Here is a 24,305-nt window from a genome sequence, read left to right on the forward strand (position 1 = left end):
GTCAGCGTCTCTTCAGGTAACCGCTGCTGGAGCTGCGGCGTTGCATAGGTTGAGGCGCGGCTCGCGGAGCCGGCGGTGTTGGCGGATCGGGCCGCCTGATCGGTGTCGATGCCGGCTGCTCGACTTCTTCGTCTGGGTCGTCGCCATCTGGCTCGCTGGCCTGGGGCCGGGCTGGCTGCTGCTCGCTCTGGTCGAACAAGCTGGCCTGCGCAAGCGCCTGCCGCAGCTTGTCCCAGTCCTGTTCGCCATAACGGTGCAGGCCGAGGAAGTTGGCCATAGCCAGGTTGTACACCATGAGGTCCAGAGCCTCGTTGCGCTCGGCCTTGCTCTTGACCCACTCGATCCGCTTGTAGCCCTTCACGTAGCGGGCGATCTTGCGTTCGGCCACGCACTGCTGGAAGAACTCGTCCGGCAGGTCCTTGGCGAAGTGCAGCGCGCCCGGTCCCGTCTCGAAGCTGTAGCGGTTGTAGATCCAGTCCTTGGCCGTGTCGGTACCAACGATCCACAGCTCGGCGCCGTTGCGCTCGGTCTGGCCCTTCCAAGTGACGTCCACCTGCGACGGACGCTGGGCGATCACTGGCCGGCCCGGCTTGCTTGCGCCCTTGAGCGCAAACACGTTGCGCCAGCGGCGCACGCGGGTGAACTGGTAGACCTCATGCGTGTGGTGGCCGCCGGAGTCGATGCCGGTAGCCAGGATCCCCAGGCTGACGCCGCAGGGGTGCCGGTACCGGATCTTGAGGCGGTCATCCAGTAGTGCCCAGGTACGCTCGTCGGCCGGATCACCAGGGATCACCTGGTGATCGACCACCCAGCGCTCCATGCCGGTGCCCCAGGCCATGACCATCAGTTCCAGGCGGTTGGCCTGGACATCGACGGATGCCGTCAGCGCAAGCGCCCCCACGGGTAGGGTGCCCAGCACGTAGTCTTCCTGAAGCGCACGGGCCTGCAGCACCTCGGCCTTGGTCTGCTCGATCGCGCTATCCCAGACCTCGGCCAGACGGGTGTTGTAGAACACCTGCATGGGTTCAAGGTCGCCGCGGTCCTGGGCGCGCTTGGCCTCCTCGAACTCGCGGGCCAGCATGGCCCAAGAGTGCCAGCCGAGCGGGGCGTACAGTGCATTGAGGTGGAACCCCACCGTTTCGCCGTCGCCTTCGGAATGGGAGCGCCACTCTCCTTTGGCCAGCATCTCACCCTTGTGATGTTCCTCTATCACTACGTCGCACTCAGGCCCGGCGCACTGGTAATGCACGTTGGCGAAATCAGCCGAGTACATCAGGCGATCCCACTTCAACGTCTGCATGTGCCCGCAGGTCGGACAGGGCACGTAGTAGAAACGCTGGTCGCTCATCTCGAAGAGATCTGCAATCCGCGAGGCGCCCTTGATCGTTGGCGAGCTGGAGAAATAGAACTTGGCGTTGCGGCCGAAGGTACTGCCGCGCGCCTCGGCCAATTTGATGGGATCACCTTCCTGGTCAACATCCACATCCCAGCGGTCTATCTCGTCGCCGTAGACATACCTTGCAGACAGTTCAGCAAGGTTGGCGGCCGAGCCGGCTGTGGTCGCGTAAAGCGTGCCGCCCTCGAACTCCTTGGTGTCCATCGTGTTGCGAGCATCTCTGGAGCGGGATGCAGCCACACGTGATTTCAACTCCGGGATAACCGCTAAGGTTTTGCCGATCCGCGACGACACCCGTTTCGCCAGCCCCAGGCTAGGTAGCAGGGTCAGGATGTTAGATGGCGCCATATGGATCAGAGCGCCGATCCAGTTCAGGGCGATCTGCGTTTTCATCAATTGCGACGCGACCATCGTGACAACCCGCTTGGACGGATGGGCTGGAGACAGGCATCGCATAGGTTCGCGCGCATACGGCGTGCGCGCCGTTCGGTACTTACCAGGTTCGGCGGCACCGGTGTCACGCGGGATACGCATGTAGCCATCGGCCCATTCATCGACCCAAAGTTCAGGGTCAGGTTTCAGGCCTCGCGTATACGCAGCATGGTGGACCGCCGCCCCATCTGCGTATGGAAACTGCATAGGTTCAGCTCTGTGAGTGAATGGCTTGCTCAAACTCGGCAGCGGTCATGGAGGCGGCGTCGTCCAGAACTCGCCGCAAGGCGCTCGCGATGATCCGTTCGATTTGCCACGGATCGGAGATTGCCGAGATTTCGGGAGCCAACTGCGCGGGAAGAGCTAGCACCTGGTCGCGAATCATCCGGCCAGCAGAAAACGCCGCTTGATCCACGACCTCCACTTCAACCAGTGCGCCGTTTGTTTTACGCAAGTTGGTTTCTGTCAGTTCGGCCTGCGCCAGCGCCAGCCGAGCTTTGGATTGCTGATAACCCGGATGAACGACCTGATGTTGGACTTCAGCCGTTCGTGGCGGCACCGCCGCTGGAGGAACGGGGGCCGGCTCCACGTTCGAATTACGCCTGCCCGGCTCGCTGGTCATTGCCAGGTATTGCTCGCTGGCGTCGACATCTACCAACCCATCGGCTGTGAGAATCAAGCGCCCCTGCTGAACGAGCTTTCCCACGTACTGCCGCGACCAGCTTTTGCTTTTCGCGTATTCGGTTCGGGTGAGATATGTCATGTAAACCTCTGTCAACTTGGACTGTAAACCTGTCAACCAATGTCAACCAACGTGGGAAAACCAGCCGCTAGCAAAGAATCGCGGGTTCCCGGTCCCGTACCCCGTCCATATCGCCAGGGTCCCTGGCCCCACCCAGGATTCCGGGCGGGTCACTGGCCAGCCTCGGGGCCAGCTGACGGCACCTGCGCCAGACCCAGCCGCTTGGCGGCCCAGCGCTCGTAGAGGTTGATCGCCACATCGGCGCCGGCCATCGCGGTCAAGCAACCAACCGCCGCCGCCATCCACACCGATGCGCCAAGGGCATACAACAGCATGTTGGCCGACAGCCCGCAGGTAACGCAGGCACCCGAACGTAAGGCCAACCGGCGCACCAGCCCCCAACCTCGAGCCCCCGCCTTGTCGGCCCGCCACATTTCACCTGACACCCCGCCGACCAGGGACAGTACGATCACCATCCAGATCGGCATCTCGACTAACGCTTGTTGCTCGCTGTTCATGCAGGCCTCAATTGGCAAAGCACGGCGCCGGAAAAAGAAAACCCCACCAGGTGGCAGGGTTCTCAATGCGCCGACAGGTCGGAGCGGGTTGCACAGCACAGTGCTTGTTGGGGAAGCGCCTAAGCGCACTTTTGATATCGTGGCGCCTTTTTACATGCCACCGGAAAAACCGAAAAGGGGTGATTTTCGGTACGTCACAATGTGGTCGCTATGTAGCATCCATGTTGCAGGCAAGTTGCATATTGACCCGACGAACGGTAGGCAAGCGTACCCGCCCTGCCCTTGCTCCAAGGATGGCTAACACCTGCAAGTGCAGCGCTTTCACCCAGTTGCGATAAGTGCGATCCGCGTCCTCGGTCAGCCCGACTTCGCGCATTTGTTCACGCACCGTCGCGCCGTGCAGGTAGCGCAGCTCGGCCAGCTTGGCCAACGTGGCGCCCCGAGCATCACGCCGCGCAAGTTCCGCCACAGCCGCATCGACCTCGGCAGCGGCATGGTCGAGACCCGCACCCGACACCAAAATGCGCGCCCCCGACGATCCTGTGCGCGGTGCCGCTCCCTTCCATTCCATGATCGTGCCCATCTGGCTGCCCAAGCTCGCTTCCAACCCTAGCTTCCCGCGCTGCTCTCCCCAGTGCCGCATCAGTTCCCCCACCAGGCGCAGGCGTTCGGCCTGGTCGATCAGCTGAGCCATATCGACCTGATGCTGTGCAAGTCTCACCAAGATTTGAAGGCGTAATCCGTGGTCCACCATCATTGCCCGCCCTCCAGAATCGAAACCCAACACAAAAAATGCCAACCCAACACAAACCCAACACAGTTAAAACCCAATAAATTCAATAGATTATTAATAGGTGTGTTGAGTGTGTTGGGTTTGTTGGGTTTTTTAGTCCTCGCATAGGGTTTTTTACGGCACCGTATTAGCTTGAGAAATATTCCGTATGCACGCGCGCGCGCGCGCAAACCCAACACACCCAACACAGGGGTACTCGGGCCCTTGAAATACGGGGGTTCTATGTGTGTTGGGTTGCAGAAGTGAACCCAACACAAACCCAACACACCCAACACAGGGGCTCTTGGTTTCATGCTGCCAGCCCCTTCACGTGGTCCCAACCATCCACGTTCCACCCTGCAAGTTTCGCCTTGCTGCGCCAGGTGATAACTGCTTGCCCAAGCTCGGCCGCATTGAATGATGGGGGCAGGGAAGCATCGCCATCGCTCGGGAAGAAAAACGCGGCAAACCGCCGGGTATTGCGCTCCGTCCAAGGGATTGAGCGCGTCTTCTCGACTGTGGCGCTGAGCATGAGCGAGAATTTCGTCTGGCTCATGGCGTGCTCTTTGTTCCGAGAGCACCATTCAATGAACAACGCATATAGGTCTGTTGCTAAGCAGCATGCCCACAGACCACGACCGAGCTCCTCGGTTCGCCACAAATGCAAGAAAGTTTGCCATGCCGTGCGACTGAGCGCGACTAGACGTTGCCGTGCCTCTGTCTCGGGAGGACGAGTACGCTGGTCGAAATCTCCCAACTCGACAGCAAGCAGCCAGCCGTACAAGGCTGCAACACCACCGCTGGCCAACTCATGACTGATCGCCTTTTGCCGCGCAACAGGCAACGTCTCCATGGGCCACATCACCAGCATTCGTCGGTCGGCGTCACTGATCGGCCAGGGCATGATCTCGTTGCTCAGGAAGACCGCGTTCATGTGGTTAGCTTCTTCCCAACCGTTGATGAATTTTGACTCCATGCGCACCGTCTTGCCGGTGATCATGTGCTTGATCTTGCCGACTTGGTTGTACCGCTGGTCCCTGCTGACAACTTCCTCGAAAACCGCCCAAAGCTTACGACTCTGCCAGGCGTTGAAGCTGCCTTCCAACTGTGTCTGCCCTACCGTCGCGGCGTATTGACCGTAGAGCTGACCAAAGACGTCGGCAAACAGCAAACTTTTGCCCGAGCCTTCCATGATCGAGTGCATCAAGACAGCGGTGTCCATCTTGGCGCCCATGTGTTGGAGCGGGTAAGCGAGCCATTTCACCAGCCACTCAAGCGCCTGCTCATCGTGGTTGCAAAGGAAAGAGATCAGCCACCGGAGGTTCTCGCATGCTGCATCATCCCGCACCGGCTCAAGTGGCAGCCCCTCAAAGGTATTGATGTAGATATTCGGGTCCTTGGTCATCGTCGGGTCGAACACGATGTGATCGACGTCTACCACCCTCCGCTCCCCGCAGTTCAGCCACCACTTGTACTCATCCCCCAAGGCCATCTTCACAGCACCCTCTGGGATTCGGCGCTTCTTTTCCCGGTCCCAGACATCCTTAGTCCCGTCGATGTAGACGTAGCGCTCAATGGGATCTAGCTTCAGCGCCCCGCCCTTCTTGCTTGCCAGGCGCCGTGCCTCATCGAGTTCCTGCGCCTGCTCAGGGGCAATCAACTTTCTGTCGGGCCGCTCCAGCCATGCTTTGGCCAACGGCTTGCCCACCAGCGCCTCGAAAGCTGACTTCTTCATCGGCTTCGCCTTGTCCATGTCCCAGACATGCGTGGTGCCTTCAATCAGCGCGAAGCGGCGCATTGCGCATTCAATGTCCAGCGCGCCACCCCCCTCCCCCCCGGAGGCCGAGGAGGCGGCCGGGCTGGGCTCGATTGGATTTGGCTCAGCGGCCGCAGGTTCGTCAGGGTTAGCGTCCACTTCGCTTTGGTCGGCCTGCTTGACGACAGATGGGGCACGGGGAAGCTCACCCAGCGGCGGCGGTGTCGGTGGACGTGACTTGGCGTCGATACCGAGGATCTGCGCTGCCGCTCTGGTAGCCGCCCTTTGATCGCCGCCGTGCATCAGAATGCAGAACACGTCGAAGGCATCATTCTTGTGTCCGTTCGCCAGCGGGTCCGACGTGTGATGGGAAAAGAGCTTGCCGTCGGTGATCGTCACCCCAGGCATGCCGGAGCTGCTGTGCGGGCTCAGCCACTTTCCGTCGATGCGCTTGTAGCCATGCGCCTCGATCATCGTGGCGATGTCGTGGATGCGGTTGAATTCCGGGATGACCTCCGGAAGCTTGTCACCAGATCGAGCAGGAGCTGGTGATGGCCTTGGCGTCGGGCGAGCTGCGGGCATAGCCGGCTTCGGCCTCCACGGGCAAACGGCCTCCCCTCTGGGCTTGAACTCGTCCCAACCCTGCCAGATCGCCAGCAGTACGGGCGGAAGCTCCGGCAAGCCGCCGGCTACTGGCTCAGTACGCCATGTGTAGGGCTTACCCGTGCCAGGATGGATGGAGGGCGGCAGCACGTCTTGTACCAGGCCGCCCCGCAACTCGAAAACGGTCACTTTCTTGAAGGGCTCAGCCGCCAATCGGAAAGCCGCTTCGCGGTCGGCATCTTCCGCTTCTACCGCTGCTTGGACCTGCGCCATTAGCCCTTTGTAGATGGTGCCATCGGGGTCGTTCTTGTTGGGCCAAACCAGGGCGTGGCGACTCAGTTCCACACCCTCGGGGACGCGGAACATCACACGGAAACGCTCAGGGTTACCCACGGAGGTCGGGTATGCGTCTGCAAGGGCGTCAACGTCGAGCCCCAGCGTCTGCTGCATGACCTGCCGCGTCAGTTCGACGTCATCAACGTCCAACGAGCAGACGCGACTAGGCCCGAGCACCACCCCAAGATTGTGACTCGGGCGCTTCGTCCAGAACGCCTCGGCATCATCGGCGACAGTGAAATAGCGACCGGGCTGATTCCAACCCTTACCCTTCGGCCCCTTCTCACCTGGCTCGATCGGGACCAGAGCCAGGTTGAAGGTTTCAATGTAACGCCGCGCCCAATCAGCTGTGGTAGGAGTTGGGCGCCCGCTCATCTCCGGCGCTCCCGCAACCCCTGGCAGTCGACGCAGGTTTCGCAACCCGCGACCGACTGCTGACGGGCCAACGGAATCGGCTCGTCGCAATCCTCACAGAACTGCGCGCTCGGTTTTACAGGAAGTCGTGCAAGGCGCTGCAGTGAAAGTTGGAGGAAGTACTCGGCATGGTCATTGGCGAAATCGACGGCGTCAGCCATGAGCTTCGTCCTCCATGGCCTCGCGCGCACCCGCCATGATGGCTAGCACCTGCCGGATAACCTCCATGCCGCGCTGCTCCAGATCCAACACCTCGGGCAAAGTCCAGACATTGTCCGAGGCGCCATCATGCAGGCTACCTACAAACTGCCCCGATTCGTCGAGCAGCTTCGCAACTGCCTGCAGCGCATCGTTGGTGGCAGGCACCGGCTCGGGGCGATACCAGACCGCGCCTGCAGGTCGAACCAACGCGTCGAGCAGGCGCGGATCAGCAGTCCACTGCACGATCTCTTCAAGCTCATCAGGTGTTGGCCAGCGGCGGTCGTCGGTGTGGTGCAGTTTCTTCTGGAGGGCATCGACCTCAAGCCCCATGTCGAAGGCCAAACGGGTAATACCGCCGTGATAGTCACGACCTGAGCGGTAGAGCGCCTGCCGCAAATTAAGGACCGGGCCAGCGCCCGGCAAAAGATCAATCCTGCTCATAACCGTAAATCCTCGGTTTACGGTGTAGCCTTCGGATCAGGTAAGACCTATCCTACGACCACGACCGTCGTGCTGTGCGTAAATCCGCGCTGTGCTGTGCGTGTACTGCATTCGGTAATAGTCATCCGGCTGAACTTGTGAGAGAGGGCACCGGGTGACGGGAGTGATGGTGTTACACCTTCATAGCTGGGCCGGGAGGTGAGAGTCCTGGCTCAGCGTTCTTACTTTTGATCTGTTTCCTCCTGTTGGACCTGCTCGCCGTAAAAAACCTCGATAGCCTTGCCTACCTCATAGCGGACTGCCGCCCCCTTCGTCGCGCGATAGATCGTCGGCTGTGTCACCCCGACCCGATCAGCAATCGCACGCTGTGAAAAACCCTGTGCGATTAGGGCTCGAAGCATCTCTTGAATGGACATGATGCAACCTATTCGTTAGCGAATAACCTGATGTTACCCAAACGAATAGGCGAGAGCAATACACTAGCGATACGCAAACTAATCAGAGTCGTTAGCAGTGATAGGAAACCGCATAGCAAAGCGTATGCACGAGCTTGGTCTGTCAGGAGGAGAGCTCGCCCGGCGATCCGGCGTCCCACAGCCAACAATTCATAGAATCCTCTCAGGGACGTCAGTAAGTCCCCGGCAGGAAAACGTCGAGCGCATTGCCAAAGTGCTGGGTGTCACCACTGAGTGGCTCTGGAAGGGTGAATCTGGCAACCCCGTTCCCGTCGCGCCGCATACGAACGTCGAACCGGGCCCACATGTTCGCGGCTTTGTACCGCTGATCTCCTGGGTACAGGCTGGAGCCTGGTGCGAAATGCAAGAACCGCTGGAGATGCATGAAGCGGAGGCTTGGTTACCATGCGCGGTATCGCATAGCAGTTCGACCTTCGCACTTAGGGTTCGAGGCTTGTCGATGTTCAATCCGCATGAACGAAGGTCTTTCAGGGAAGGAGACATTATTTTTGTCGACCCTGCAAAAGAGTATGAGAATGGCTCCCTTGTGATCGCCAAGCTTGCCGATAGCAGAGAAGCCACGTTCAAGCAGCTCGTTATCGAAGGAGACCGCCAATTCCTGAAGCCGCTGAACCCCTCATGGCCGGATCCGATCATTGAGCTTCCACCAGACGCCGCGATTTGTGGAGTTGTAGTATCGAAGGTGGAAATATTCTAATCGTTTTCGAATAGATTCGTCTCGAAAATGTATTGACCCTAAAAATTCGTTTGAGTATTGTCTGGACCGCACCCTCTCTCTCACTGAGGTTCAGACATGCCAAACGCACAGCGCACACCTCCGTGCAAGGTCTACTTGCACCCAATGACCTGCAACCGCCCCGCCCAACTGGTGGCATTCCAGCTCCGAACAGGTCTCCATATCGTGGCCACCCCACGTGGCAACGCTCAGGCCATTCCCGTTCTAGGGGGTGTTGAATGAGCGAGTTCACTATCCCTTTGAGTCGGATCATGGTGCTGGAGCGCACGCTGGAGCACGGCGGCACCGCGACGTGCAAACTCCAGCGCCCCGAGACATCGCTGGACGCGCAGGTCTACGTCGAAAATGACAGCACCACTCACCACATCAAGGTGACGATGGGGCCGCTCACCAGCTCCCTATCCCTTCCCCGCAGGCTGGCCACCAAGTGCCAGTCCTTACGCGACTTCCTGCAGGATCTGGCTAATGGCCGAGCTGACTCCGGCGCAATGTCGGAAGAGGCTCTCGCCCTGCTGGAGGCGCAAGACAGCGTGGATGAGGTCCTACTCGTCGGCCAGATCGCGTATGTGATCAACACCGTCAACCATGCGCTGCCCTTCGGCGCAGTTGTAACCAATGACCAGGGCGAGGTCTGCGCAGCGGTTACCGCCTCGAGCAAAAAGCAACTCGCTGATGCCCTGCGCGCAAAGCTCAAGCCCGGCCATGAGGGGCTTGGGGAGCGCACATGAGCACCCTGGAACAACTGCGCAGTGAATGGGCGACGCCCTGCCCTACGTTGTCCGCCGTGCGGGAGCGCTACTTCCCGCACATAGGCTCGGACAGACGACTCAGAGAGCTGATCAACAAAGGGGCGATCCCGCTGACGTTGAAAAAGCTGCACAACTCAGCGAAGGCGCCCCACGTGATCTACCTGCACGACCTCGCTCAATACCTCGACCGTCAGGCGCAACAAGACTCGCAAATCGCGTGAACCAGGCGGCCCCGGCCATCAGGGGCAACAGCCCGCCACCGGCTCTCAAATCCACGGTGGCGGGTCAATTTGGAGCACACCATATGCAACCACATCAGCAAGTCCTCGCTGTGGGGATTCTTTGGCTTGTCACCTTGATTGTCGCGCCGTACTTGTTCACGAAGGCTCGCAGCCGCGCCTTCAGTCGTGGCGTGGAAATCGGCAAGGAACATCATAGAGCCGATCTGAAGCTGCAGCTCAAGACCCTCCGAGAGGAGCTGGACGAAGCCCGCGTCCAGACCGAGGCAGACCAGCGTAAGCACCATCTGGCTGTGGCGTCCCTCAAGCGAACCATCACGGAGCTTGAAGAACTGATCATGTCCTACACAGGCATGCCGGTGACCAGAGCAGACTACGACAAGCTACTCGGCACGGCTGAGATGCTACGCCTGGCCCAACGCACGATGAGCGCCCTGATGGCGGCCCCACAAGCCGCCCGCGCCGCCGAACAAGCCACCGCCATAGACAACCTCGCCAAGCGAGTTCATTCCCACCTGCGTGCAACACCGGCAGCCACCACGGAGGCCGCAGCATGAGCACCAAGAGCGTACTCGTGATTGGCCCCCAAGGGTGCGGTAAGACCACTCAAGCCCCCGCGATCGCCAAGGCCCTGGGCCTCAGCAACATCCACGACAACTGGGAGCCCGGAGCAGCAGTAGCACTTCTGGACACCCTAGTACTGACCAACGCATGCGTGACTAACTGGCATTTCAAAGGGCGGAGGATGACTTTCGACCAGGCCATGCAGATCGTCCAACACGGAGGTGACGCAGCATGAAGACGCTCTGCATCTATCACGGCAACTGCGCCGATGGCTTTGGCGCCGCTTGGACTGTACGCCGCGGCTTGGGCGCAGAGAATGTCGAGTTTCTTGCCGGACACTACGGCATGACTGCCCCGGATGTGACCGGTCGCATCGTGATCATCGTCGACTTTTCCTTCCCCATGGAAGTGCTCCAGGCGATGGCCCAGCAAGCCTCCGCTTTACTGGTGCTCGACCACCACAAAACCGCAGCCGAGGCCCTGTCCGAACTGGCGCGCGCCCCGCTCCACTTCCATGCCTGGGCGTATGACTCGCCCAAGCTGAGCGCCGTGTTCGACATGAACCGCAGCGGCGCTAGCATCGCCTGGGACTTCTTCTTCCCCGAGCTCCAGCGCCCGCCGTTGATCAACCACATTGAGGATCGCGACCTCTGGCGCTTCAAGCTGGACGGCACCCGCGAGATCCTTGCCAACCTGTTCAGCTACCCACAGGACTTCGAGACCTGGGATGAGCTGATGCAGCAGCCTATGAGTGCCGCCATCGCGGCCGGAACGGCCATCAACCGGAAGCATCACAAGGACGTAACCGACCTGGTAGCCAGCAGTAAGCGCCGGATGATCATTGCCGGTCATGATGTGCCAGTGGCGAACCTGCCCCATATCCACGCCAGTGATGCCGGTCACCTGATGGCTCAAGGCGAGAAGTTTGCTGCCTGCTACCAGGACGCCACCGACCACCGTTACTTCTCCCTGCGCAGCACCACCGAGAGCATGGACGTAAGCGAGATCGCCAAACAGTACGGCGGCGGCGGGCACCGCAACGCGGCGGGCTTCAAGCTGCCGTTCAATCACGAACTGGTAAGCGGAGCCAAAGCCAATCAAGCCCCAACGTCGGACGCAGAGGACGGCGCCGTTGCTTGGCTCGGCCAGGCAGGGCTGTACCGCACCCGCCGGGAGGCCGTACAGAATGGCGAGCAGCACCTCGAACCAGTATCCGACGACGAGCTTTTCGAACTTGCTCGCAGCCATGTTCGTGAGGGCCGCATCGATGTCTAATCCAACACGCACTTGGCAACTGATCAGCTTGATCCTGGCGTGCGCACTCATCGCAGCGCTGATCCAGCTGCATCAGCCTGCGCCTGTAAACAAGCAGAAAGGCACGTTACCGACTGTTAACAAAATGACCGGCTACGAGCACCTAGCCCTGAGCCCGAGCGCCCGCCGCGCCCATGAGAGGTATTCGCTGTGACTACCACACAGAGTTACCGCGAGGTAAGGGCCGAGGCTTATAAGCCCGAGAGCAGCATCCTGCTCGCAGGCCTCCCCCGCGCAGGCGCAGCGCCTCGCCGCAGCCTCGACGAAGCGGAGGGCTGCAAGCCCGACTACAAAACTCATCCGACTAGCAGCATAAATACCAAGACTGTAGATCGCCCGACTCAAGCCTGTCAGGAGAACCAAGCATGAACACCGCCTTCGTGCTAATGGCGCAATACAACGCCATGGCGATCATTTCGCTTGAGCAAGTCTGCGCTGACTACTTCACGCACCTCACTCCGCTCGTATTCCAACGCAAGGTTTTGGCAGGTGAAATCAAGCTGCCCATCACCCGACTTGAACCGAGCCAAAAGAGCGCCCGAGGCATCCACATTGCCGATCTGGCTCTCTACCTAGATCAGCGGCGGGATGCTGCGCGCAAAGAGTGTGCACAATTGAACAAGACACTAAGGGCAACCTAAATAGCGGCTCTTTGATCTATGATGTCGTCCGCACTGGACATCGAATCCTTTTAGCCGCGTCCGCCCTGAGCCCCTGAATCGATAGCCGTCAAAGAACGACGGCTATCGACCACTTCCAGACACTTACAACTACAAAGCAGCAAGCAAAAGCCGAAAACACCTCGCTCCAACTCACCAATTTAACTATCACATACAGCTTCCATCTTTGACTTTTTCAAATATGCCAAAAAACTTAACCCTAAGGGGGTTACATAGGCGCGACGATACTGCACACCCGAAACCTTTTCATTATCTACTAAGCCGTGAATCTGCAGCTTTGGGCTTATATTGAAAAAAATAAACTGTTGGTAGTCACTCATCCCCATCGAATTAGTGACCCCGACTACAAGATCTTCTTGAGCTACATCAAAGGCTTTCAACAACGTTATTTCAACATCTTTATCCTGCCCAGCAAGTGCTTTGGGGAGGGTGACCAATGTTTTCTCAAGGATACTCTCAAGCTCGACAAATTTTTCAGAGTCAGCTTTTGAAGGTGCAGGTGCAGCCGCCAAACGGTGCTCAAGCTGATTAATCTTTGCTTTTAGCTCAGTATTCTCACCAGACAGCTTGTTTATTTCCTCAATCAGAGGTTTAGAGTCTACAATCTCATTTCCAGAAACCCAGCCAGAAAGCTCCCTGTTAGCTGAATAACCTGCCAGACTTTCATGCACGCAAAGTTTAATATCCTTCACATCCTCGAAGAATGACGAAATTCGAGTAAGAACCTTCTCGCGAAACAGCTTAAGCTCTTTGGGGTTCTCTTTCTCTGAATGGCTCGTACCATGGGCTCTAATTTTTTTCTCTAGTGCATCTTCCTTAATTACAACTGCAAACATAGGCTTGTTCTGAGATGCCGCATAATCAAACTCGAGCTCTGTATAACTGATATTAGACAATGGCTCTACAGCACCATAGCGCCCTCCAAGAATCAGCATATACACATCAGACTCATCTATCCACGAGTTGATTGTATCAAGCTGAGAGCGATCGCCTGCAGTGAAAAGCTCCATACCCGCAGGGATATGCCCAGCTTTTAATATTGCACTAACTGCCGCCTGGCGCTCTTCCATCAAATCAAGATAAGTACTGGAAATAAAAACCTGTAGCTTGCGCTTCATTTGACCACCAAAATCATATCCATTGATGGACGCAAGCTATCTAAAAAACACTGGCATGTCTAACGAATTCGTTTTCTGCTTTCAAGAGCAGGTAGGAGCAGGCAAGTATTGGCTGCGTTTGTACTTCACACGACGCCTGCCGCTGCCCGCTAACTGACGGCTATGAGCACCGCTACCGGTCGAAGGCCGCAGACGTAGCCACCCGCTACCGACCTAAAGAGGCGTACCGCAGGAAGGTAGATCGAGGTAAATCTCTGCCGCTCTATCCCATGCAGTGCGACGATCATGACCGATGCCCCGTCAGCTGAACATTCGGTAGAGGGAGACGCAGTGTATTGCCCGGCCTCCTAGCCAACCCGGGCCCCAAGGATAACCGGCGCCCGGATTATCCGTTCTAACCAATTCCAGTCTTTATATAGATCGCCCCGCCCGCGCAGATGGGTGTAACGCCGCAGCGAATTCCAGTCACGATGACCGGAAACACTCGACACTCTGGGGATATCCCAGTCCATCTCAAACAACCGGCTTACACCCTCGTGACGCAAGTCATGGAAGTGCAGGCCCTCAATACCCGTCATCTTGCACGCCTTGGACCAAGCTGTACCAATCGAATCTGTGTTATACGGAAAAATCTCAGCGCACTCTCGCGGCATACTCTGCACAATGCTCCATGCCTCATCCGGCAAGTAACACCAGACATCATTACCAATCTTCTGGCCAGGGTTCTTCATGTCCCGCACCTTCACGGCCTGCCGGTGCTCATCCAGATCCTCCCAAAGAATGCGGGTGATCTCATCCATACGCCGCGTTGAATAAATCGCGAATGCCACCACCTTCGGCATGTGGATCACGCTGGGCCGCCGATCCAGCATCTTGAAGAAGTGCTCCAGCACTTTATCGAGCTCATCCAACGTCGGCCGCCGATCCCGTTCACGGCTCCTCATGTTGTAACCGAACTTCTTCAGTACAAGACGCGCATCAGGCATTGCTTGTGGATCGATCTCGTAGCCCCAGGCGGCCCTGGCCAGCGACAACACCGATCCCAGATGTGCCAGGTCATTGCCAACCGTCTGCGGCTTGACTCCTCCCCCTTCTAGACCCATGCGCCACAGCGCATAGTCCACCAGTACCTGCTGGGTGATATCGGAGTCCGCGATCTCACCCAGGTAACTGTTCTTGATGGCATTCAACGAGCGCCGCTTCGTCTCGCCCAGCGGCCGGGCTTTCTCGGCTTCCACTAGGTAGCGCTCGATCATTTGCTTGACCGTGTGCCCTACCCGGGTCGCGCGCTCGATCGCTCCCGGCTCTGCCAGCTCCGTCTCCCGTCGCTTCGCCCAGGCCACCGCCGCCTGTTTGCGGGCGAACGTCTGGCTCTCTTGGTAGACTGTCACCTTGTCACGGTTGATGCGGATCTGAGCTGTGTAGCTGATGGTGCCGTCGGCCTTCTTGCGGGGTCTGATCGTTGCCATGAGAATTGGTACACGTCCTGATTCGATTGGTACATTGTACCAAGCGCTTGGTAGAAACGCCCCAAAACCCCGAAAATCGGTACAAAACACGTTGAACGAATACACCGCAAAATCAGACTCCAAGCCAGAAACCACGCGCCACGAGCCATCCCGCCGTTTCTCCGTGGCGCCGATGATGGACTGGACAGACCGCCACTGCCGCTTCTTCCTGCGCCTGCTCTCCCAGCACGCCCTGCTCTACACCGAAATGGTCACCACCGGCGCCCTGCTGCACAACGACGCCCAGCGTTTCCTGCGCCATGACGACTCCGAGCACCCGCTGGCCTTGCAACTGGGCGGCAGCGTGCCGGCGGACCTGGCCGCCTGCGCTCGTCTGGCCGAGGACGCCGGCTACGACGAGGTCAACCTCAACGTCGGCTGCCCCAGCGACCGGGTGCAGAACAACATGATCGGCGCCTGCCTGATGGGCCACCCGGCGCTGGTGGCCGATTGCGTCAAGGCCATGCAGGACGCGGTCAGCATTCCGGTAACGGTCAAGCACCGCATCGGCATCAACGGCCGCGACAGCTATGCCGAGTTGTGCGACTTCGTCGGCCAGGTACGCGACGCCGGGTGCCGCAGCTTCACCGTGCATGCGCGCATCGCCATCCTCGAAGGGCTGTCGCCCAAGGAAAACCGCGAGATCCCACCGCTGCGCTACGACGTGGCGGCGCAGTTGAAGGCCGACTTCGCGGACCTGGAACTGGTGCTCAATGGCGGCATCAAGACCCTCGACGAGTGCCGCACCCACCTGCAGACCTTCGATGGCGTGATGCTGGGGCGCGAGGCGTACCACAACCCGTACCTGCTGGCCGAGGTCGACCAGCAGCTGTTCGGCAGCGCGGCGCCGGTGGTCAGCCGGGCCGAAGCTATTGAAAAGCTGCGCCCGTACATCGTCGCGCATATGCAAAGCGGCGGCGCGATGCACCACATCACCCGGCATATCCTCGGGCTGGGCCAGGGCTTCCCGGGGGCGCGGCGCTTCCGCCAGTTGCTGTCGGCGGACATTCACAAGGCCAGCGAGCCGCTGAAGGTGCTGGACCAGGCCGCCGAGCTGCTGCAGGGGCGCTGAGGGAACCTGGGGCGGGGTTGGCACTCGAAGGCAATGCCTTTTGCTGCAGGCCCGGCGTGAGCCGGGGCTGCTTTGCAGCCTAATGCGGGCAAGCGCGCGCCTACAGAAGGATCGTGTTGCCTGCGAGGGCTTTCCCGATACGCCTGCGACGGGCCTTGAGTGGCTGTCGGGGCTCGGGTAATGTCGAGTCATTGCACAGGACAGAGCACGCCCATGACCTCCAAGCTGGAACAACTCAAGCAGTTCACCACCGTGGTCGCCGACACCGGCGACCTGGACGCCATCACCCGACTCAAGCCGGTCGACGCCACCACCAACCCGTCGCTGCTGCTCAAGGCCGCGGCCATCCCGGGCTACGCCGACCTGCTCAAGCAGGTCAAGGCCGACGCCAAGGGCAATGTCGACCTGGCCTGCGACAAGTTCGCCGTGTCGGTGGGCTCGGGCATTCTCAAAGTCATTCCAGGGCGCATCTCCACCGAGGTAGACGCGCGGCTGTCGTTCGACGAGCCGGCGCTGCTGAAAAAGGCCCGTCAGCTGATCGAGCTGTATGAAGCCGCCGGTGTGCCGAAAGACCGCGTGCTGATCAAGCTGGCCTCCACCTGGGAAGGCATCCGCGCCGCCGAGAAGCTGGAGAAGGAAGGCATCCAGACCAACCTCACCCTGCTGTTCTCCTTCGCCCAGGCCCAGGCCTGCGCCGACGCCGGGGTGTTCCTGATCTCGCCGTTCGTGGGGCGCATCTACGACTGGTACAAGAAGAGCACCGGCAAGGAATACGTCGGCGCCGAGGACCCGGGCGTGGTATCGGTCACGCGCATCTACGACTACTACAAGACCAACGGCTACAACACCGTGGTCATGGGCGCGAGCTTCCGCAATATTGGCCAGATCGAACAGCTGGCCGGCTGCGATCGCCTGACCATCAGCCCCGAGCTGCTGCAGCAGCTGTCGGACGATCAAGGCGCGCTGCCGCGCATCCTCAAGCCGGGCAATGCTGGCGAGGCGAAGCTGCAGTTGAACGAGAGCCAGTTCCGCTGGGCGATGAACGAAGACGCCATGGCCACCGAGAAGCTGGCTGAAGGCATCCGCCAGTTCGCCCGCGACCAGGAGAAGCTGGAAGCGCTGATGGCTGGCTGACAAAGCCTGATACATCTTCGGCTTGATCGACGGGCGGTTAATGCAGAGCATTTCCCGCCCGTTTTTCGTTGGGGTGGCCGATGACGCCATCGCGGGGCAAGCCCGCTCCCCCGATGAAAATAACGCATTCCCTGTGGGAGCGGGCTTGCCCCGCGATAGGGCCATCAGCATCACACGAACCTGAGCCATCCATGCCCGCCACCGCTTCACTCCCTCTTGTCCTCGCCGGCCCCATCCTCCGTCGCCTGGAACCCCAACGCCTGGCCATCTGGCTGGTCGGCTCGCAACCGCTGCAAGCCGAATTTCTCCTGGATCAGGCCGGCATCGGCGCCACTGTGCACTGCGAGATGATCCCGGTCGGTACCCACGCCTTCATCCACCTGCTGGATATCCACTTCGAGCAGCCGCTACCCAGCGACGTGGCGCTCGAATACGACCTGCGCCTGGCCAACGGCCAGGGCATCGCCGACTGGGCCCCGCACCTGCTCTACCCCGGCGCCAGCCGCCCCAGCTTCGTGCTACGCCAGCGCCTCGACCAAGTGCTCCACGGCTCCTGCCGCAAGCCTCATCACCCGGCCGCCGACGGCCTGCTGTGCGCCGACCGCCTGCTGGCCACCGGCCCGCGCCCCGAGGAGCGCCCCGCCGTACTGTTGATGAGCGGCGACCAGGTCTATACCGACGATGTCGCTGGCCCCATGCTGCGTGCCATCCACGGGTTGATCGAGCGCCTGGGGCTGTTCGACGAGGCACTGGACGGCGCCCTGGTCGACAGCGGCGCCGCGCTCTACCAGCACCCAGCCTGCTATTACCACCGCGCCGACCTGCTGCCGGCCCAGGAAGGCAACGAGACCCTGCGTGAGCGCTTCTTCGGCGGCAAGCGCAAGCCGATCTTCTCCTCCAGCAACGCCGACAACCACCTGGTGACCTTCGCCGAAGTCATGGCCATGTACCTGCTGGTCTGGTCGCCGCTGCCCTGGTCGCTGGTGGGCATGCAGATGCCACCCGGCCTCACCGACAAGCGCCAGGCCCGCTACCGCCACGAGCTGCCGCTGATCGAGGCCTTTCGCGACGGCCTAGGCCAGGTGGCGCGGGTCATGGCCCACCTGCCCTGCCTGATGATCTTCGACGACCACGACATCACCGATGACTGGAACCTGTCGGCGCAGTGGGAACAGACCGCCTACGGCCATCCGTTCTCGCGGCGGATCATCGGCAACGCCCTGCTCGGCTACCTGCTGTGCCAGGGCTGGGGCAACGACCCGGACGGCTGCGCGGCGCTGGCCCGACAGTGCCGGCAGGTGGGTGAGGCGCGAGATGAACTGATTGGCGAACTGCTGCGCTTCCAGGGCTGGCAATACGCGCTGCCGAGCAACCCGCCGCTGCTGGTGCTGGACACCCGCACCCGGCGCTGGCGCAGCGAGCGCAATCTGGCCAAACCTTCGGGCTTGCTCGATTGGGAGGCACTGAGCGAGCTGCAGCAGGCGCTGCTCGATCACCCCTCGGCGATCATCGTGTCGCCGGCACCGATCTTCGGGGTCAAGCTGATCGAGACCGTGCAACGGGTGTTCAGCGCCCTGGGCTACCCGTTACTGGTCGATGCCGAGAACTGGATGGCGCACCGGGGCGCGGCGCAGGTGGTGCTCAATATCTTCCGCCACTCGCGCACGCCGGGGCATTACGTGGTGCTGTCGGGCGATGTGCACTACTCATTCGTCTACGAAGTGCTGATCCGCCATCGCCAGCGCAGCCCGCACTTGTGGCAGGTGACCAGCAGCGGGATCAAGAACGAGTTCCCCCGGCGCCTGCTGGATGTGCTCGACCGGCTCAACCGCTGGCTGTATTCGCCGCGCTCGCCACTCAACTGGTTTACCAAGCGTCGGCAGATGGAAGTGGTGCCGCGTACGCCCAGCCGCAGCAAGGCCGGGGAACGGCTGTGGAACAGCGCGGGGCTGGGGCAGGTGTTCTTCGATGACCAGGGGCGGCCGGCGCGGGTGTATCAATTGAATGCCGACGGTTCGCCGGCTACGGCGTTCATCAAGGACTGAAGCCATCGCGGGGCAAGCCCGCGATGGGGTCAGGATCTTTCCAGCGCGCTCACCAGGTCATGGAACGCCTCGCGGTTGGAGTCGTTCAAGCCCATGAGAATCTTGTGCGCCTCCAGCACCTTGGAGCGCACCACGCTCTCGTCCTGGTCCTGGGAAGGCAGGTCGGTCAGGCACTCCGGGCACGGCACCGGGCGGTCGACGATGTTGAACACCTGATCGAAGCCCATGGACTGCAGCAACCGGGAAATGTCCGGATTGGTGGTAACCACGGTCGGCAACAGGCCGACCTTTTGCCGGGACAGGATCGACAGCTTGGCCAGCAGGCCCAGGGTAGTGCTGTCGATGCTTTCGGTTTCGGTCAGGTCGATGACGATGGCCGAGAAGTTCAGCGCGGTGAAGATCTTCTCGATCGTCGCATCCAGTGCCGAACACAGGGTCAGGCGCACTTCACCGACAAATTTCAGAACGAAGGTCCCGCTTTGCTCGGCGAACTGGATTCTACCAGTACTCATTCAAGGTTCCTGCTCAACACCAATAGGGCGATATCATCCGGCATCTCCCCAAGCGTAGCCAATTCGAATCGTTGGCGCAGCCCCTCCAGGCTGCCCCCCGCCGCCTTGACGATTTCCGGCAAGGCAGCTTCCTTATCTTTGAGTGTGTCCCCGGGCAAAAGGTCCAGAATGCCATCGGACATCAGGGTGAGGCTGAACTGCGCTGGCAGTTCCAGCACCAGGTCCTGGTAGCTGGCCTCGTCGAACAACCCCACCGGCAGGCCACGGCCTTCAAGGTAGCGGGCCTGGCCCGGGGTATACAGCACCGGCAGCGGCAAGTGGCCGCCGACGCTGTAGGTGAGCAGGCCGGTGTCCTCGTCGATGACCCCACCGACCATGGTCACATGCTTGCCCAGCTTGCAGTTGATCAGACCACGGTTGATGTGGCTGAGCACCTGCGAAGGCTTGAACTCACGCATCTTGCCGCCACGCTTGAATTCGAACAGCAAGCGCGTGGTCATGAACTTGAGCAGCACCGTGACGAACGCCGACGAGGCACCATGGCCAGACACGTCCGCCAGGTAGAAGGCAATGCGCCGGTCGTCCACGCGGAAGTAGTCGGCGAAATCCCCCGACAGGTACAGCGACGGGATGATCTGGTGCTCGAAAGCGAAATCGCCGGCCACCCAGGGGTTTTCCGGCAGCATGTTCATCTGCACCTGGCGCCCGGCGGTCTGGTCCTCCTGCAGCAGGTGCAGGCTGGCCTCCAGTTCGCGGTTGGCGGCTTCGAGCTTCTCGCGGTAGCGCTGGTTCTCCAGCACCAGGCGCGATCGGTCGAGCGCGCGGCGCACCGAGTGCTCGAGCACGGCCAAGTCTTCCAGGGGCTTGATCAGGTAGTCCGCCGCGCCCAGGCGCAAGGCTTCGACCGCGTCGCTCATCACGCCGGCACCGGACACCACGATCACCGGCAACTGCGGCGCGAGCTCGCTGATCCGGCGGATCAGTTCGAGGCCGCCCATCTGCGGCATGCGCAGATCGCAGATCACGAGGTCGGGCTGGTGTGCTTCGAAGACCTGGAGGCCCTGCTGACCGTTGCCGGCCTGGAGGACGCTGAAGCCGCTGTCTTCCAGATAAGCGGCGAGGCTGGCACGGACCACCTCGTCGTCATCGATGATCAGCAGCGTTGCACTGGGTTTCTGCATGTGGGCGAACGGCGCCAGATTTGGGTTGGCGTAGCGGCTGTGGAGAAACGACAGACGGCTACTGGAATGCTCTCTAGCCACTCTCTACTTGAGTTGTAGGACAAGAAGACTGGTCCGGCAAATAGCGAGGTGCCCTGTAAGGCGCTGACGGTACTCCCATCCGCCTGGCGTTTCAAGCATGGGCAGGTAGACTTCCCTGCACTTTACAGGGCAAATCACCCGGCGTTATAAGAATGTGGAGCAGCGCAACCTGACGAAAGGATGCAAGCATGTCCCAGCACCCCGTGGATTACAGCGAAAAACGAGATTTCATTCGCATGCGTATCGATGCCGAGGTCCAGCTGCTGCAGGCCGACCAGGTGATCAGCGCTGTGTGCATCGACCTCTCCAGCACCGGCATGCAGGTGCAGGCGCCGCAGCGTTTCCAGGTAGGCGACCGCCTTGAGGTACGCATCGACTCCGACCACACGGCCCTCGCCGGGCTGCATGCCAGCACCGAAGTGGTATGGATCGCCGACCAGCCAGGCGGTGCGCAGCGCTTCGGCTTGCGCATCCTGGCCATGCATTGAACTGTTACGAAAAAGGCGACCCGAGGGTCGCCTTTTGCGTAAGCAGTGTCAGAAGTCGTCTTCGACCTCGCCGTCCTTGACCTTGAACTCGCGGTTCTGCAGGTAGGCGTTGCGCAGGAAGATGTATTTGTCGCCCTGCATCAGCTTCTCTGCCGACAGCAGGCTGGCGCGGGTATCGATCACGTCCAGGGCGAGGATCGAGTTGCGCGTCGGCACATGGTCGATGTAGCGGTAGGGCTCGGTGTAGGAGTCCGGGTACTTGGCCAGGCCGTCACGCACGGTGCTTGGGCCAAGGAACGGGATGACCACGTACGGTCCGCTGGGCACGCCCCAGTAGCCGAGGGTCTGGCCGAAGTCTTCATCGTTGCGCTGCAGGCCCATCTTGGTGCCGACGTCGAAGAAGCCACCCAGGCCGAAGGTGGTGTTGACGATCAGCCGCGCCGTGTCGACGCCCGCCGCACGGGGCTTGAGCTGCAACACGTTGTTGGCCAGGTTGGTGACGTCACCCAGGTTGCGGAAGACGTTGTGGATACCATCTTCGAGGAACTGCGGGGTGACGTATTGATAACCCTGCGCCAACGGCTTGAGGGCATAGGTGTCGAGGACGTCATTGAACCTGAAGATCGGCCGGTTCACAGCCTCCCAGGGATCCTCCTCCGTGGCCGCCTGAGTAGCCGCCACGGGCGCCAGCAGCAAGCTGGCGCAGACACAGGCCTGGGTGACTCGCTCGATCACTCCGGCACCGATCCTACGCATAGATGTTTCTCCATCGGATTTCACGGCGGCAACGGCCTTTGGCACGCTGCTCGATAGGGCGCAAGTATACTGGCTTGCTGGCCGAACGATAGTTTTACATATCAGCGTCAAGAATTTGTGAACAACTGTAGCCGTCATCCGTCGGTAACAATCGCTGGATAGCCTGCGGGTTATTTAGGGACGCTGCCATGCAAGACGCACCCGCCTTCACCGCTGTGCTGTTCGGCCTGCGCGGCTGCCTGGTACAGGCGACCGACAGCGGCCCCCTGCCCGCCCCCGGCGCCCTGGATTCCCTGCTTCGCCTGCGCTCGCAGCAGGTGCCGTGCATCTGGCTTGACGAACTCAGCGCCACCCTGGGCAAACGCCTGAGCAGCGTGCTGCCCGACTGGCTGCCGGGCCACTGCGCCAATGGCAGCAAATGGCCCACCCCCAATGCCTGCTGGCAGGCGCTGATGAACTTGCAAAGCCAGCGCCTGGACGGCTGCGTGCTGGTCAGTGGCGAGCCGCTGCTGTTGCAGTCGGGGCTCAACGCCGGCCTGTGGACGGTGGGGCTGGCAGCCTGCGCTCAGGGCTCGGCGCAATGGCAGGCGCTGAGCAGGCAGGAACAGGAGTTGGCCCGCGGCAAGGCCACCCTGGCGCTGTTCGGCCTGGGCGTGCACTCGGTGATCGACCACCTCGAATCCCTCGACACCTGCCTCGCGGATATCGCCCAGCGCCGGCAAAAAGGCGAGAAACCCTGATACATCCCCGTTGATACGGGTCATGCAAAGCGTCGGCAGGTGGATTACGCTAGAGGACAGGCCCGAACCTTTGCCGCTTCGCTGAGGTCCATGCCTTGCCAAGTCATTGATGGAGTAAGAACAATGCCTGCCCGCGAACTGCAAGAGCGCCTGAATAGCCTGCGCGAGCAACTGGATCGCAATGTGCCGCTTTCGGAAGAGGAGCTGGCCAGCCTGCATGAAGAAGCCAGGCAGATCGAGGCCCAGCTGAAGCTTGAGGAAGCCACCCCGGACAACAACCTCGTCGACGGCGTGAACCTCGCCATCGAACGCTTCGAGGCCGAACATCCCGACCTTACCGCCACTCTGCGCAGCATTGCCAACTCGCTGCACAGCATGGGGATCTGAACCCAACGGGGCCGCGAAGCGGCCCCGTTACATTACTGCCGCACCAACCGCAGGTTCTGCGGGTTGATCGCCCCGGTGCTGCGGTACGGGTTGATATCCAGCCCACCCCGGCGCACATACCGTGCATACACCGTCAGGTGCTCAGGCTTGAGCAGGTTCTTCAGGTCCAGGTAGATCCGCTCCACGCACTGCTCGTGGAAGTCAGCATGCTGGCGGAAGCTGATCAGGTAGGTCAGCAGGCTGGCATGGTCCAGCGCCCGCCCCTTGTATTCCACCACCACGCTGCCCCAGTCCGGCTGGCCGGTAACCGGGCAGTTGGATTTGAGCAGGTGGCTGTGCACGGTCTCTTCCACCACGCGATCCGCCGCGCAGCGCAGCAGTTCAGGCTGCGGCTGCTCGTAGTTGCTGATGCTCACATCCAGCGCATCGATGCACTGCCCCGGCAAGGCAGTCACGCCTTGGCCTTCGACTTCGGCGAGGGTGCTGACCTTGACCGCGACCGGCTTGCCCGCGGCGGCGGACAGGTCTTTTACCAGACAGGCCTGCAACTCGGCCACCGAAGCGAACACGGTCTGGTTCAACGAGTTGAGGTAAAGCTTGAAGGACTTGGACTCGATGATGTTCGGCGAGTCGCAAGGGATGGCGAACTCGCCGATGGCCACCACCGGCTTGCCTGAAGGCAGCAGCCAGGACAGCTCGAAGCAGTTCCAGAAATCCACGCCCTGCCACGGCAGCGCGTCGCCACTGACACCCAGTTCGGCCCACTTGGCCAGGCGCGGGATGGGGAACAGCAGCGAGGGGGTGTAGGTGGCGACGTATTCGCTGGACTTGCCCAGCGGGGAGTGTTCGGCGGCGGGATGCATGGAAACTGACCTGAAGGTTCGAAATTGCCCCTAGTCTACCGGTTTTGCACC

27 protein-coding genes are annotated in these 24,305 nt (G+C 60.7%); 13 read left to right on the forward strand and 14 right to left on the reverse strand.

The features are described from left to right. Nucleotide 1: 1 nt before the first annotated feature. The 8 genes from ACVWY1_RS05905 to ACVWY1_RS05940 all read right to left on the reverse strand — a co-directional run bounded on the left by ACVWY1_RS05905 (nt 2) and on the right by ACVWY1_RS05940 (nt 8,027). A complete protein-coding gene (locus ACVWY1_RS05905; protein ID WP_457377949.1) occupies nt 2-2,035 on the reverse strand; it encodes a phage terminase large subunit family protein in 2,034 nt (677 codons plus the stop codon). Between the two features lie 4 nt (nt 2,036-2,039). Continuing rightward, nucleotides 2,040-2,591, reverse strand: coding sequence for a hypothetical protein (locus ACVWY1_RS05910; RefSeq protein ID WP_457377950.1), 552 nt, complete (start codon nt 2,589-2,591; stop codon nt 2,040-2,042). 149 nt (nt 2,592-2,740) lie between these two features. Beyond that, nucleotides 2,741-3,088: a phage holin family protein gene (locus tag ACVWY1_RS05915; RefSeq protein ID WP_457377951.1), complete on the reverse strand. Its 348-nt coding sequence runs from the start codon at nt 3,086-3,088 to the stop codon at nt 2,741-2,743. Between the two features lie 208 nt (nt 3,089-3,296). Then, on the reverse strand, nt 3,297-3,845 hold the full coding sequence (locus ACVWY1_RS05920) for a hypothetical protein (protein ID WP_457377952.1): 549 nt from the start codon (nt 3,843-3,845) through the stop codon (nt 3,297-3,299). 325 nt (nt 3,846-4,170) lie between these two features. Next, on the reverse strand, nt 4,171-6,930 hold the full coding sequence (locus tag ACVWY1_RS05925; protein WP_457377953.1) for a bifunctional DNA primase/polymerase: 2,760 nt from the start codon (nt 6,928-6,930) through the stop codon (nt 4,171-4,173). Then, complete coding sequence (locus ACVWY1_RS05930) at nt 6,927-7,130, reverse strand: TraR/DksA C4-type zinc finger protein (protein WP_110604254.1); 204 nt, start codon at nt 7,128-7,130, stop codon at nt 6,927-6,929. Before ACVWY1_RS05930 ends, ACVWY1_RS05925 begins: the two co-directional genes overlap by 4 nt. Continuing rightward, entirely contained in the window at nt 7,123-7,611 is a 489-nt protein-coding gene (locus tag ACVWY1_RS05935) for a phage regulatory CII family protein (RefSeq protein WP_110604253.1), read from the reverse strand. Before ACVWY1_RS05935 ends, ACVWY1_RS05930 begins: the two co-directional genes overlap by 8 nt. Before the next feature lie 221 nt (nt 7,612-7,832). After that, nucleotides 7,833-8,027, reverse strand: coding sequence for a helix-turn-helix domain-containing protein (locus ACVWY1_RS05940; protein WP_263155202.1), 195 nt, complete (start codon nt 8,025-8,027; stop codon nt 7,833-7,835). Between the two features lie 97 nt (nt 8,028-8,124). Between ACVWY1_RS05940 and ACVWY1_RS05945 the strand changes: the two genes are divergently transcribed. The 7 genes from ACVWY1_RS05945 to ACVWY1_RS05975 all read left to right on the forward strand — a co-directional run bounded on the left by ACVWY1_RS05945 (nt 8,125) and on the right by ACVWY1_RS05975 (nt 12,330). Then, entirely contained in the window at nt 8,125-8,784 is a 660-nt protein-coding gene (locus tag ACVWY1_RS05945; protein ID WP_110604251.1) for a LexA family protein, read from the forward strand. A gap of 257 nt (nt 8,785-9,041) precedes the next feature. Beyond that, nucleotides 9,042-9,551: a hypothetical protein gene (locus ACVWY1_RS05950; RefSeq protein WP_457377954.1), complete on the forward strand. Its 510-nt coding sequence runs from the start codon at nt 9,042-9,044 to the stop codon at nt 9,549-9,551. Then, nucleotides 9,548-9,793: a pyocin activator PrtN family protein gene (locus ACVWY1_RS05955; protein WP_457377955.1), complete on the forward strand. Its 246-nt coding sequence runs from the start codon at nt 9,548-9,550 to the stop codon at nt 9,791-9,793. Before ACVWY1_RS05950 ends, ACVWY1_RS05955 begins: the two co-directional genes overlap by 4 nt. A gap of 83 nt (nt 9,794-9,876) precedes the next feature. After that, nucleotides 9,877-10,368: a hypothetical protein gene (locus tag ACVWY1_RS05960; protein ID WP_457377956.1), complete on the forward strand. Its 492-nt coding sequence runs from the start codon at nt 9,877-9,879 to the stop codon at nt 10,366-10,368. Further along, complete coding sequence (locus ACVWY1_RS05965; RefSeq protein WP_457377957.1) at nt 10,365-10,610, forward strand: AAA family ATPase; 246 nt, start codon at nt 10,365-10,367, stop codon at nt 10,608-10,610. Before ACVWY1_RS05960 ends, ACVWY1_RS05965 begins: the two co-directional genes overlap by 4 nt. Beyond that, entirely contained in the window at nt 10,607-11,650 is a 1,044-nt protein-coding gene (locus tag ACVWY1_RS05970) for a phosphohydrolase (RefSeq protein ID WP_457377958.1), read from the forward strand. The genes ACVWY1_RS05965 and ACVWY1_RS05970 overlap by 4 nt, the downstream gene beginning before the upstream one ends. A gap of 404 nt (nt 11,651-12,054) precedes the next feature. Then, a complete protein-coding gene (locus ACVWY1_RS05975) occupies nt 12,055-12,330 on the forward strand; it encodes a pyocin activator PrtN family protein (RefSeq protein ID WP_457377959.1) in 276 nt (91 codons plus the stop codon). A 179-nt stretch (nt 12,331-12,509) separates the two neighbouring features. Here ACVWY1_RS05975 and ACVWY1_RS05980 read toward each other — a convergent pair whose 3' ends face one another. Together ACVWY1_RS05980 and ACVWY1_RS05985 are read right to left on the reverse strand one after the other, a co-directional pair. Beyond that, the gene (locus ACVWY1_RS05980) at nt 12,510-13,487 is read right to left on the reverse strand and encodes a DUF4062 domain-containing protein (RefSeq protein ID WP_457377960.1); all 978 of its coding nucleotides are present in this window, start codon (nt 13,485-13,487) and stop codon (nt 12,510-12,512) included. A 347-nt stretch (nt 13,488-13,834) separates the two neighbouring features. Beyond that, entirely contained in the window at nt 13,835-14,956 is a 1,122-nt protein-coding gene (locus ACVWY1_RS05985; protein WP_457377961.1) for a tyrosine-type recombinase/integrase, read from the reverse strand. A 91-nt stretch (nt 14,957-15,047) separates the two neighbouring features. Between ACVWY1_RS05985 and dusA the strand changes: the two genes are divergently transcribed. The 3 genes from dusA to ACVWY1_RS06000 all read left to right on the forward strand — a co-directional run bounded on the left by dusA (nt 15,048) and on the right by ACVWY1_RS06000 (nt 19,246). After that, complete coding sequence (gene dusA / locus ACVWY1_RS05990; RefSeq protein WP_457377962.1) at nt 15,048-16,067, forward strand: tRNA dihydrouridine(20/20a) synthase DusA; 1,020 nt, start codon at nt 15,048-15,050, stop codon at nt 16,065-16,067. A gap of 213 nt (nt 16,068-16,280) precedes the next feature. Further along, the gene (tal, locus tag ACVWY1_RS05995; RefSeq protein WP_277503335.1) at nt 16,281-17,201 is read left to right on the forward strand and encodes a transaldolase; all 921 of its coding nucleotides are present in this window, start codon (nt 16,281-16,283) and stop codon (nt 17,199-17,201) included. A gap of 191 nt (nt 17,202-17,392) precedes the next feature. Continuing rightward, complete coding sequence (locus ACVWY1_RS06000; RefSeq protein ID WP_277503334.1) at nt 17,393-19,246, forward strand: alkaline phosphatase D family protein; 1,854 nt, start codon at nt 17,393-17,395, stop codon at nt 19,244-19,246. 29 nt (nt 19,247-19,275) lie between these two features. On the opposite strand, the gene rssC is transcribed toward ACVWY1_RS06000, so the two are convergent. Beyond that, nucleotides 19,276-19,758, reverse strand: a complete 483-nt coding sequence (gene rssC / locus ACVWY1_RS06005) for an anti-sigma factor antagonist RssC (RefSeq protein ID WP_023631332.1) — start codon at nt 19,756-19,758, stop codon at nt 19,276-19,278. Then, a complete protein-coding gene (gene rssB, locus ACVWY1_RS06010) occupies nt 19,755-20,939 on the reverse strand; it encodes a two-component system response regulator RssB (protein WP_102684499.1) in 1,185 nt (394 codons plus the stop codon). The genes rssC and rssB overlap by 4 nt, the downstream gene beginning before the upstream one ends. Nucleotides 20,940-21,208: 269 nt before the next feature. Between rssB and ACVWY1_RS06015 the strand changes: the two genes are divergently transcribed. Further along, on the forward strand, nt 21,209-21,508 hold the full coding sequence (locus ACVWY1_RS06015) for a PilZ domain-containing protein (RefSeq protein WP_102684498.1): 300 nt from the start codon (nt 21,209-21,211) through the stop codon (nt 21,506-21,508). Nucleotides 21,509-21,556: 48 nt separating this feature from the next. Here ACVWY1_RS06015 and ACVWY1_RS06020 read toward each other — a convergent pair whose 3' ends face one another. Continuing rightward, nucleotides 21,557-22,264, reverse strand: a complete 708-nt coding sequence (locus ACVWY1_RS06020; RefSeq protein WP_139672352.1) for an MlaA family lipoprotein — start codon at nt 22,262-22,264, stop codon at nt 21,557-21,559. Between the two features lie 188 nt (nt 22,265-22,452). Between ACVWY1_RS06020 and ACVWY1_RS06025 the strand changes: the two genes are divergently transcribed. Beyond that, nucleotides 22,453-23,004 carry a phosphonoacetaldehyde phosphonohydrolase-related protein gene (locus ACVWY1_RS06025; RefSeq protein ID WP_457377963.1) on the forward strand — a complete coding sequence of 184 codons (552 nt, stop codon included), beginning with the start codon at nt 22,453-22,455 and terminating at the stop codon, nt 23,002-23,004. A gap of 123 nt (nt 23,005-23,127) precedes the next feature. Then, complete coding sequence (locus ACVWY1_RS06030) at nt 23,128-23,391, forward strand: DUF4404 family protein (protein ID WP_031315272.1); 264 nt, start codon at nt 23,128-23,130, stop codon at nt 23,389-23,391. A 32-nt stretch (nt 23,392-23,423) separates the two neighbouring features. Here ACVWY1_RS06030 and queF read toward each other — a convergent pair whose 3' ends face one another. Further along, on the reverse strand, nt 23,424-24,254 hold the full coding sequence (gene queF, locus ACVWY1_RS06035; protein ID WP_110698724.1) for an NADPH-dependent 7-cyano-7-deazaguanine reductase QueF: 831 nt from the start codon (nt 24,252-24,254) through the stop codon (nt 23,424-23,426). Nucleotides 24,255-24,305 lie beyond the last annotated feature (51 nt).

It is taken from the genome of Pseudomonas sp. TE6288, assembly GCF_054062095.1.

What these genes read in the sequence shown, in the direction of transcription:
- ACVWY1_RS06000 (WP_277503334.1), top strand. Translation starts at nt 17,393, where the DNA reads ATGCCCGCCACCGCTTCACTCCCTCTTGTCCTCGCCGGCCCCATCCTC.
- ACVWY1_RS05970 (WP_457377958.1), top strand. Translation starts at nt 10,607, where the DNA reads ATGAAGACGCTCTGCATCTATCACGGCAACTGCGCCGATGGCTTTGGC.
- ACVWY1_RS05915 (WP_457377951.1), bottom strand. Translation starts at nt 3,088, where the DNA reads ATGAACAGCGAGCAACAAGCGTTAGTCGAGATGCCGATCTGGATGGTG.
- ACVWY1_RS05935 (WP_110604253.1), bottom strand. Translation starts at nt 7,611, where the DNA reads ATGAGCAGGATTGATCTTTTGCCGGGCGCTGGCCCGGTCCTTAATTTG.
- ACVWY1_RS05910 (WP_457377950.1), bottom strand. Translation starts at nt 2,591, where the DNA reads ATGACATATCTCACCCGAACCGAATACGCGAAAAGCAAAAGCTGGTCG.
- ACVWY1_RS05920 (WP_457377952.1), bottom strand. Translation starts at nt 3,845, where the DNA reads ATGATGGTGGACCACGGATTACGCCTTCAAATCTTGGTGAGACTTGCA.
- rssC (WP_023631332.1), bottom strand. Translation starts at nt 19,758, where the DNA reads ATGAGTACTGGTAGAATCCAGTTCGCCGAGCAAAGCGGGACCTTCGTT.
- ACVWY1_RS05975 (WP_457377959.1), top strand. Translation starts at nt 12,055, where the DNA reads ATGAACACCGCCTTCGTGCTAATGGCGCAATACAACGCCATGGCGATC.
- ACVWY1_RS05980 (WP_457377960.1), bottom strand. Translation starts at nt 13,487, where the DNA reads ATGAAGCGCAAGCTACAGGTTTTTATTTCCAGTACTTATCTTGATTTG.
- ACVWY1_RS06015 (WP_102684498.1), top strand. Translation starts at nt 21,209, where the DNA reads ATGTCCCAGCACCCCGTGGATTACAGCGAAAAACGAGATTTCATTCGC.
- ACVWY1_RS06020 (WP_139672352.1), bottom strand. Translation starts at nt 22,264, where the DNA reads ATGCGTAGGATCGGTGCCGGAGTGATCGAGCGAGTCACCCAGGCCTGT.
- ACVWY1_RS05925 (WP_457377953.1), bottom strand. Translation starts at nt 6,930, where the DNA reads ATGAGCGGGCGCCCAACTCCTACCACAGCTGATTGGGCGCGGCGTTAC.
- rssB (WP_102684499.1), bottom strand. Translation starts at nt 20,939, where the DNA reads ATGCAGAAACCCAGTGCAACGCTGCTGATCATCGATGACGACGAGGTG.
- ACVWY1_RS05955 (WP_457377955.1), top strand. Translation starts at nt 9,548, where the DNA reads ATGAGCACCCTGGAACAACTGCGCAGTGAATGGGCGACGCCCTGCCCT.
- queF (WP_110698724.1), bottom strand. Translation starts at nt 24,254, where the DNA reads ATGCATCCCGCCGCCGAACACTCCCCGCTGGGCAAGTCCAGCGAATAC.
- ACVWY1_RS06030 (WP_031315272.1), top strand. Translation starts at nt 23,128, where the DNA reads ATGCCTGCCCGCGAACTGCAAGAGCGCCTGAATAGCCTGCGCGAGCAA.
- ACVWY1_RS06025 (WP_457377963.1), top strand. Translation starts at nt 22,453, where the DNA reads ATGCAAGACGCACCCGCCTTCACCGCTGTGCTGTTCGGCCTGCGCGGC.
- ACVWY1_RS05985 (WP_457377961.1), bottom strand. Translation starts at nt 14,956, where the DNA reads ATGGCAACGATCAGACCCCGCAAGAAGGCCGACGGCACCATCAGCTAC.
- ACVWY1_RS05930 (WP_110604254.1), bottom strand. Translation starts at nt 7,130, where the DNA reads ATGGCTGACGCCGTCGATTTCGCCAATGACCATGCCGAGTACTTCCTC.
- ACVWY1_RS05965 (WP_457377957.1), top strand. Translation starts at nt 10,365, where the DNA reads ATGAGCACCAAGAGCGTACTCGTGATTGGCCCCCAAGGGTGCGGTAAG.
- tal (WP_277503335.1), top strand. Translation starts at nt 16,281, where the DNA reads ATGACCTCCAAGCTGGAACAACTCAAGCAGTTCACCACCGTGGTCGCC.
- ACVWY1_RS05960 (WP_457377956.1), top strand. Translation starts at nt 9,877, where the DNA reads ATGCAACCACATCAGCAAGTCCTCGCTGTGGGGATTCTTTGGCTTGTC.
- ACVWY1_RS05950 (WP_457377954.1), top strand. Translation starts at nt 9,042, where the DNA reads ATGAGCGAGTTCACTATCCCTTTGAGTCGGATCATGGTGCTGGAGCGC.
- ACVWY1_RS05940 (WP_263155202.1), bottom strand. Translation starts at nt 8,027, where the DNA reads ATGTCCATTCAAGAGATGCTTCGAGCCCTAATCGCACAGGGTTTTTCA.
- ACVWY1_RS05905 (WP_457377949.1), bottom strand. Translation starts at nt 2,035, where the DNA reads ATGCAGTTTCCATACGCAGATGGGGCGGCGGTCCACCATGCTGCGTAT.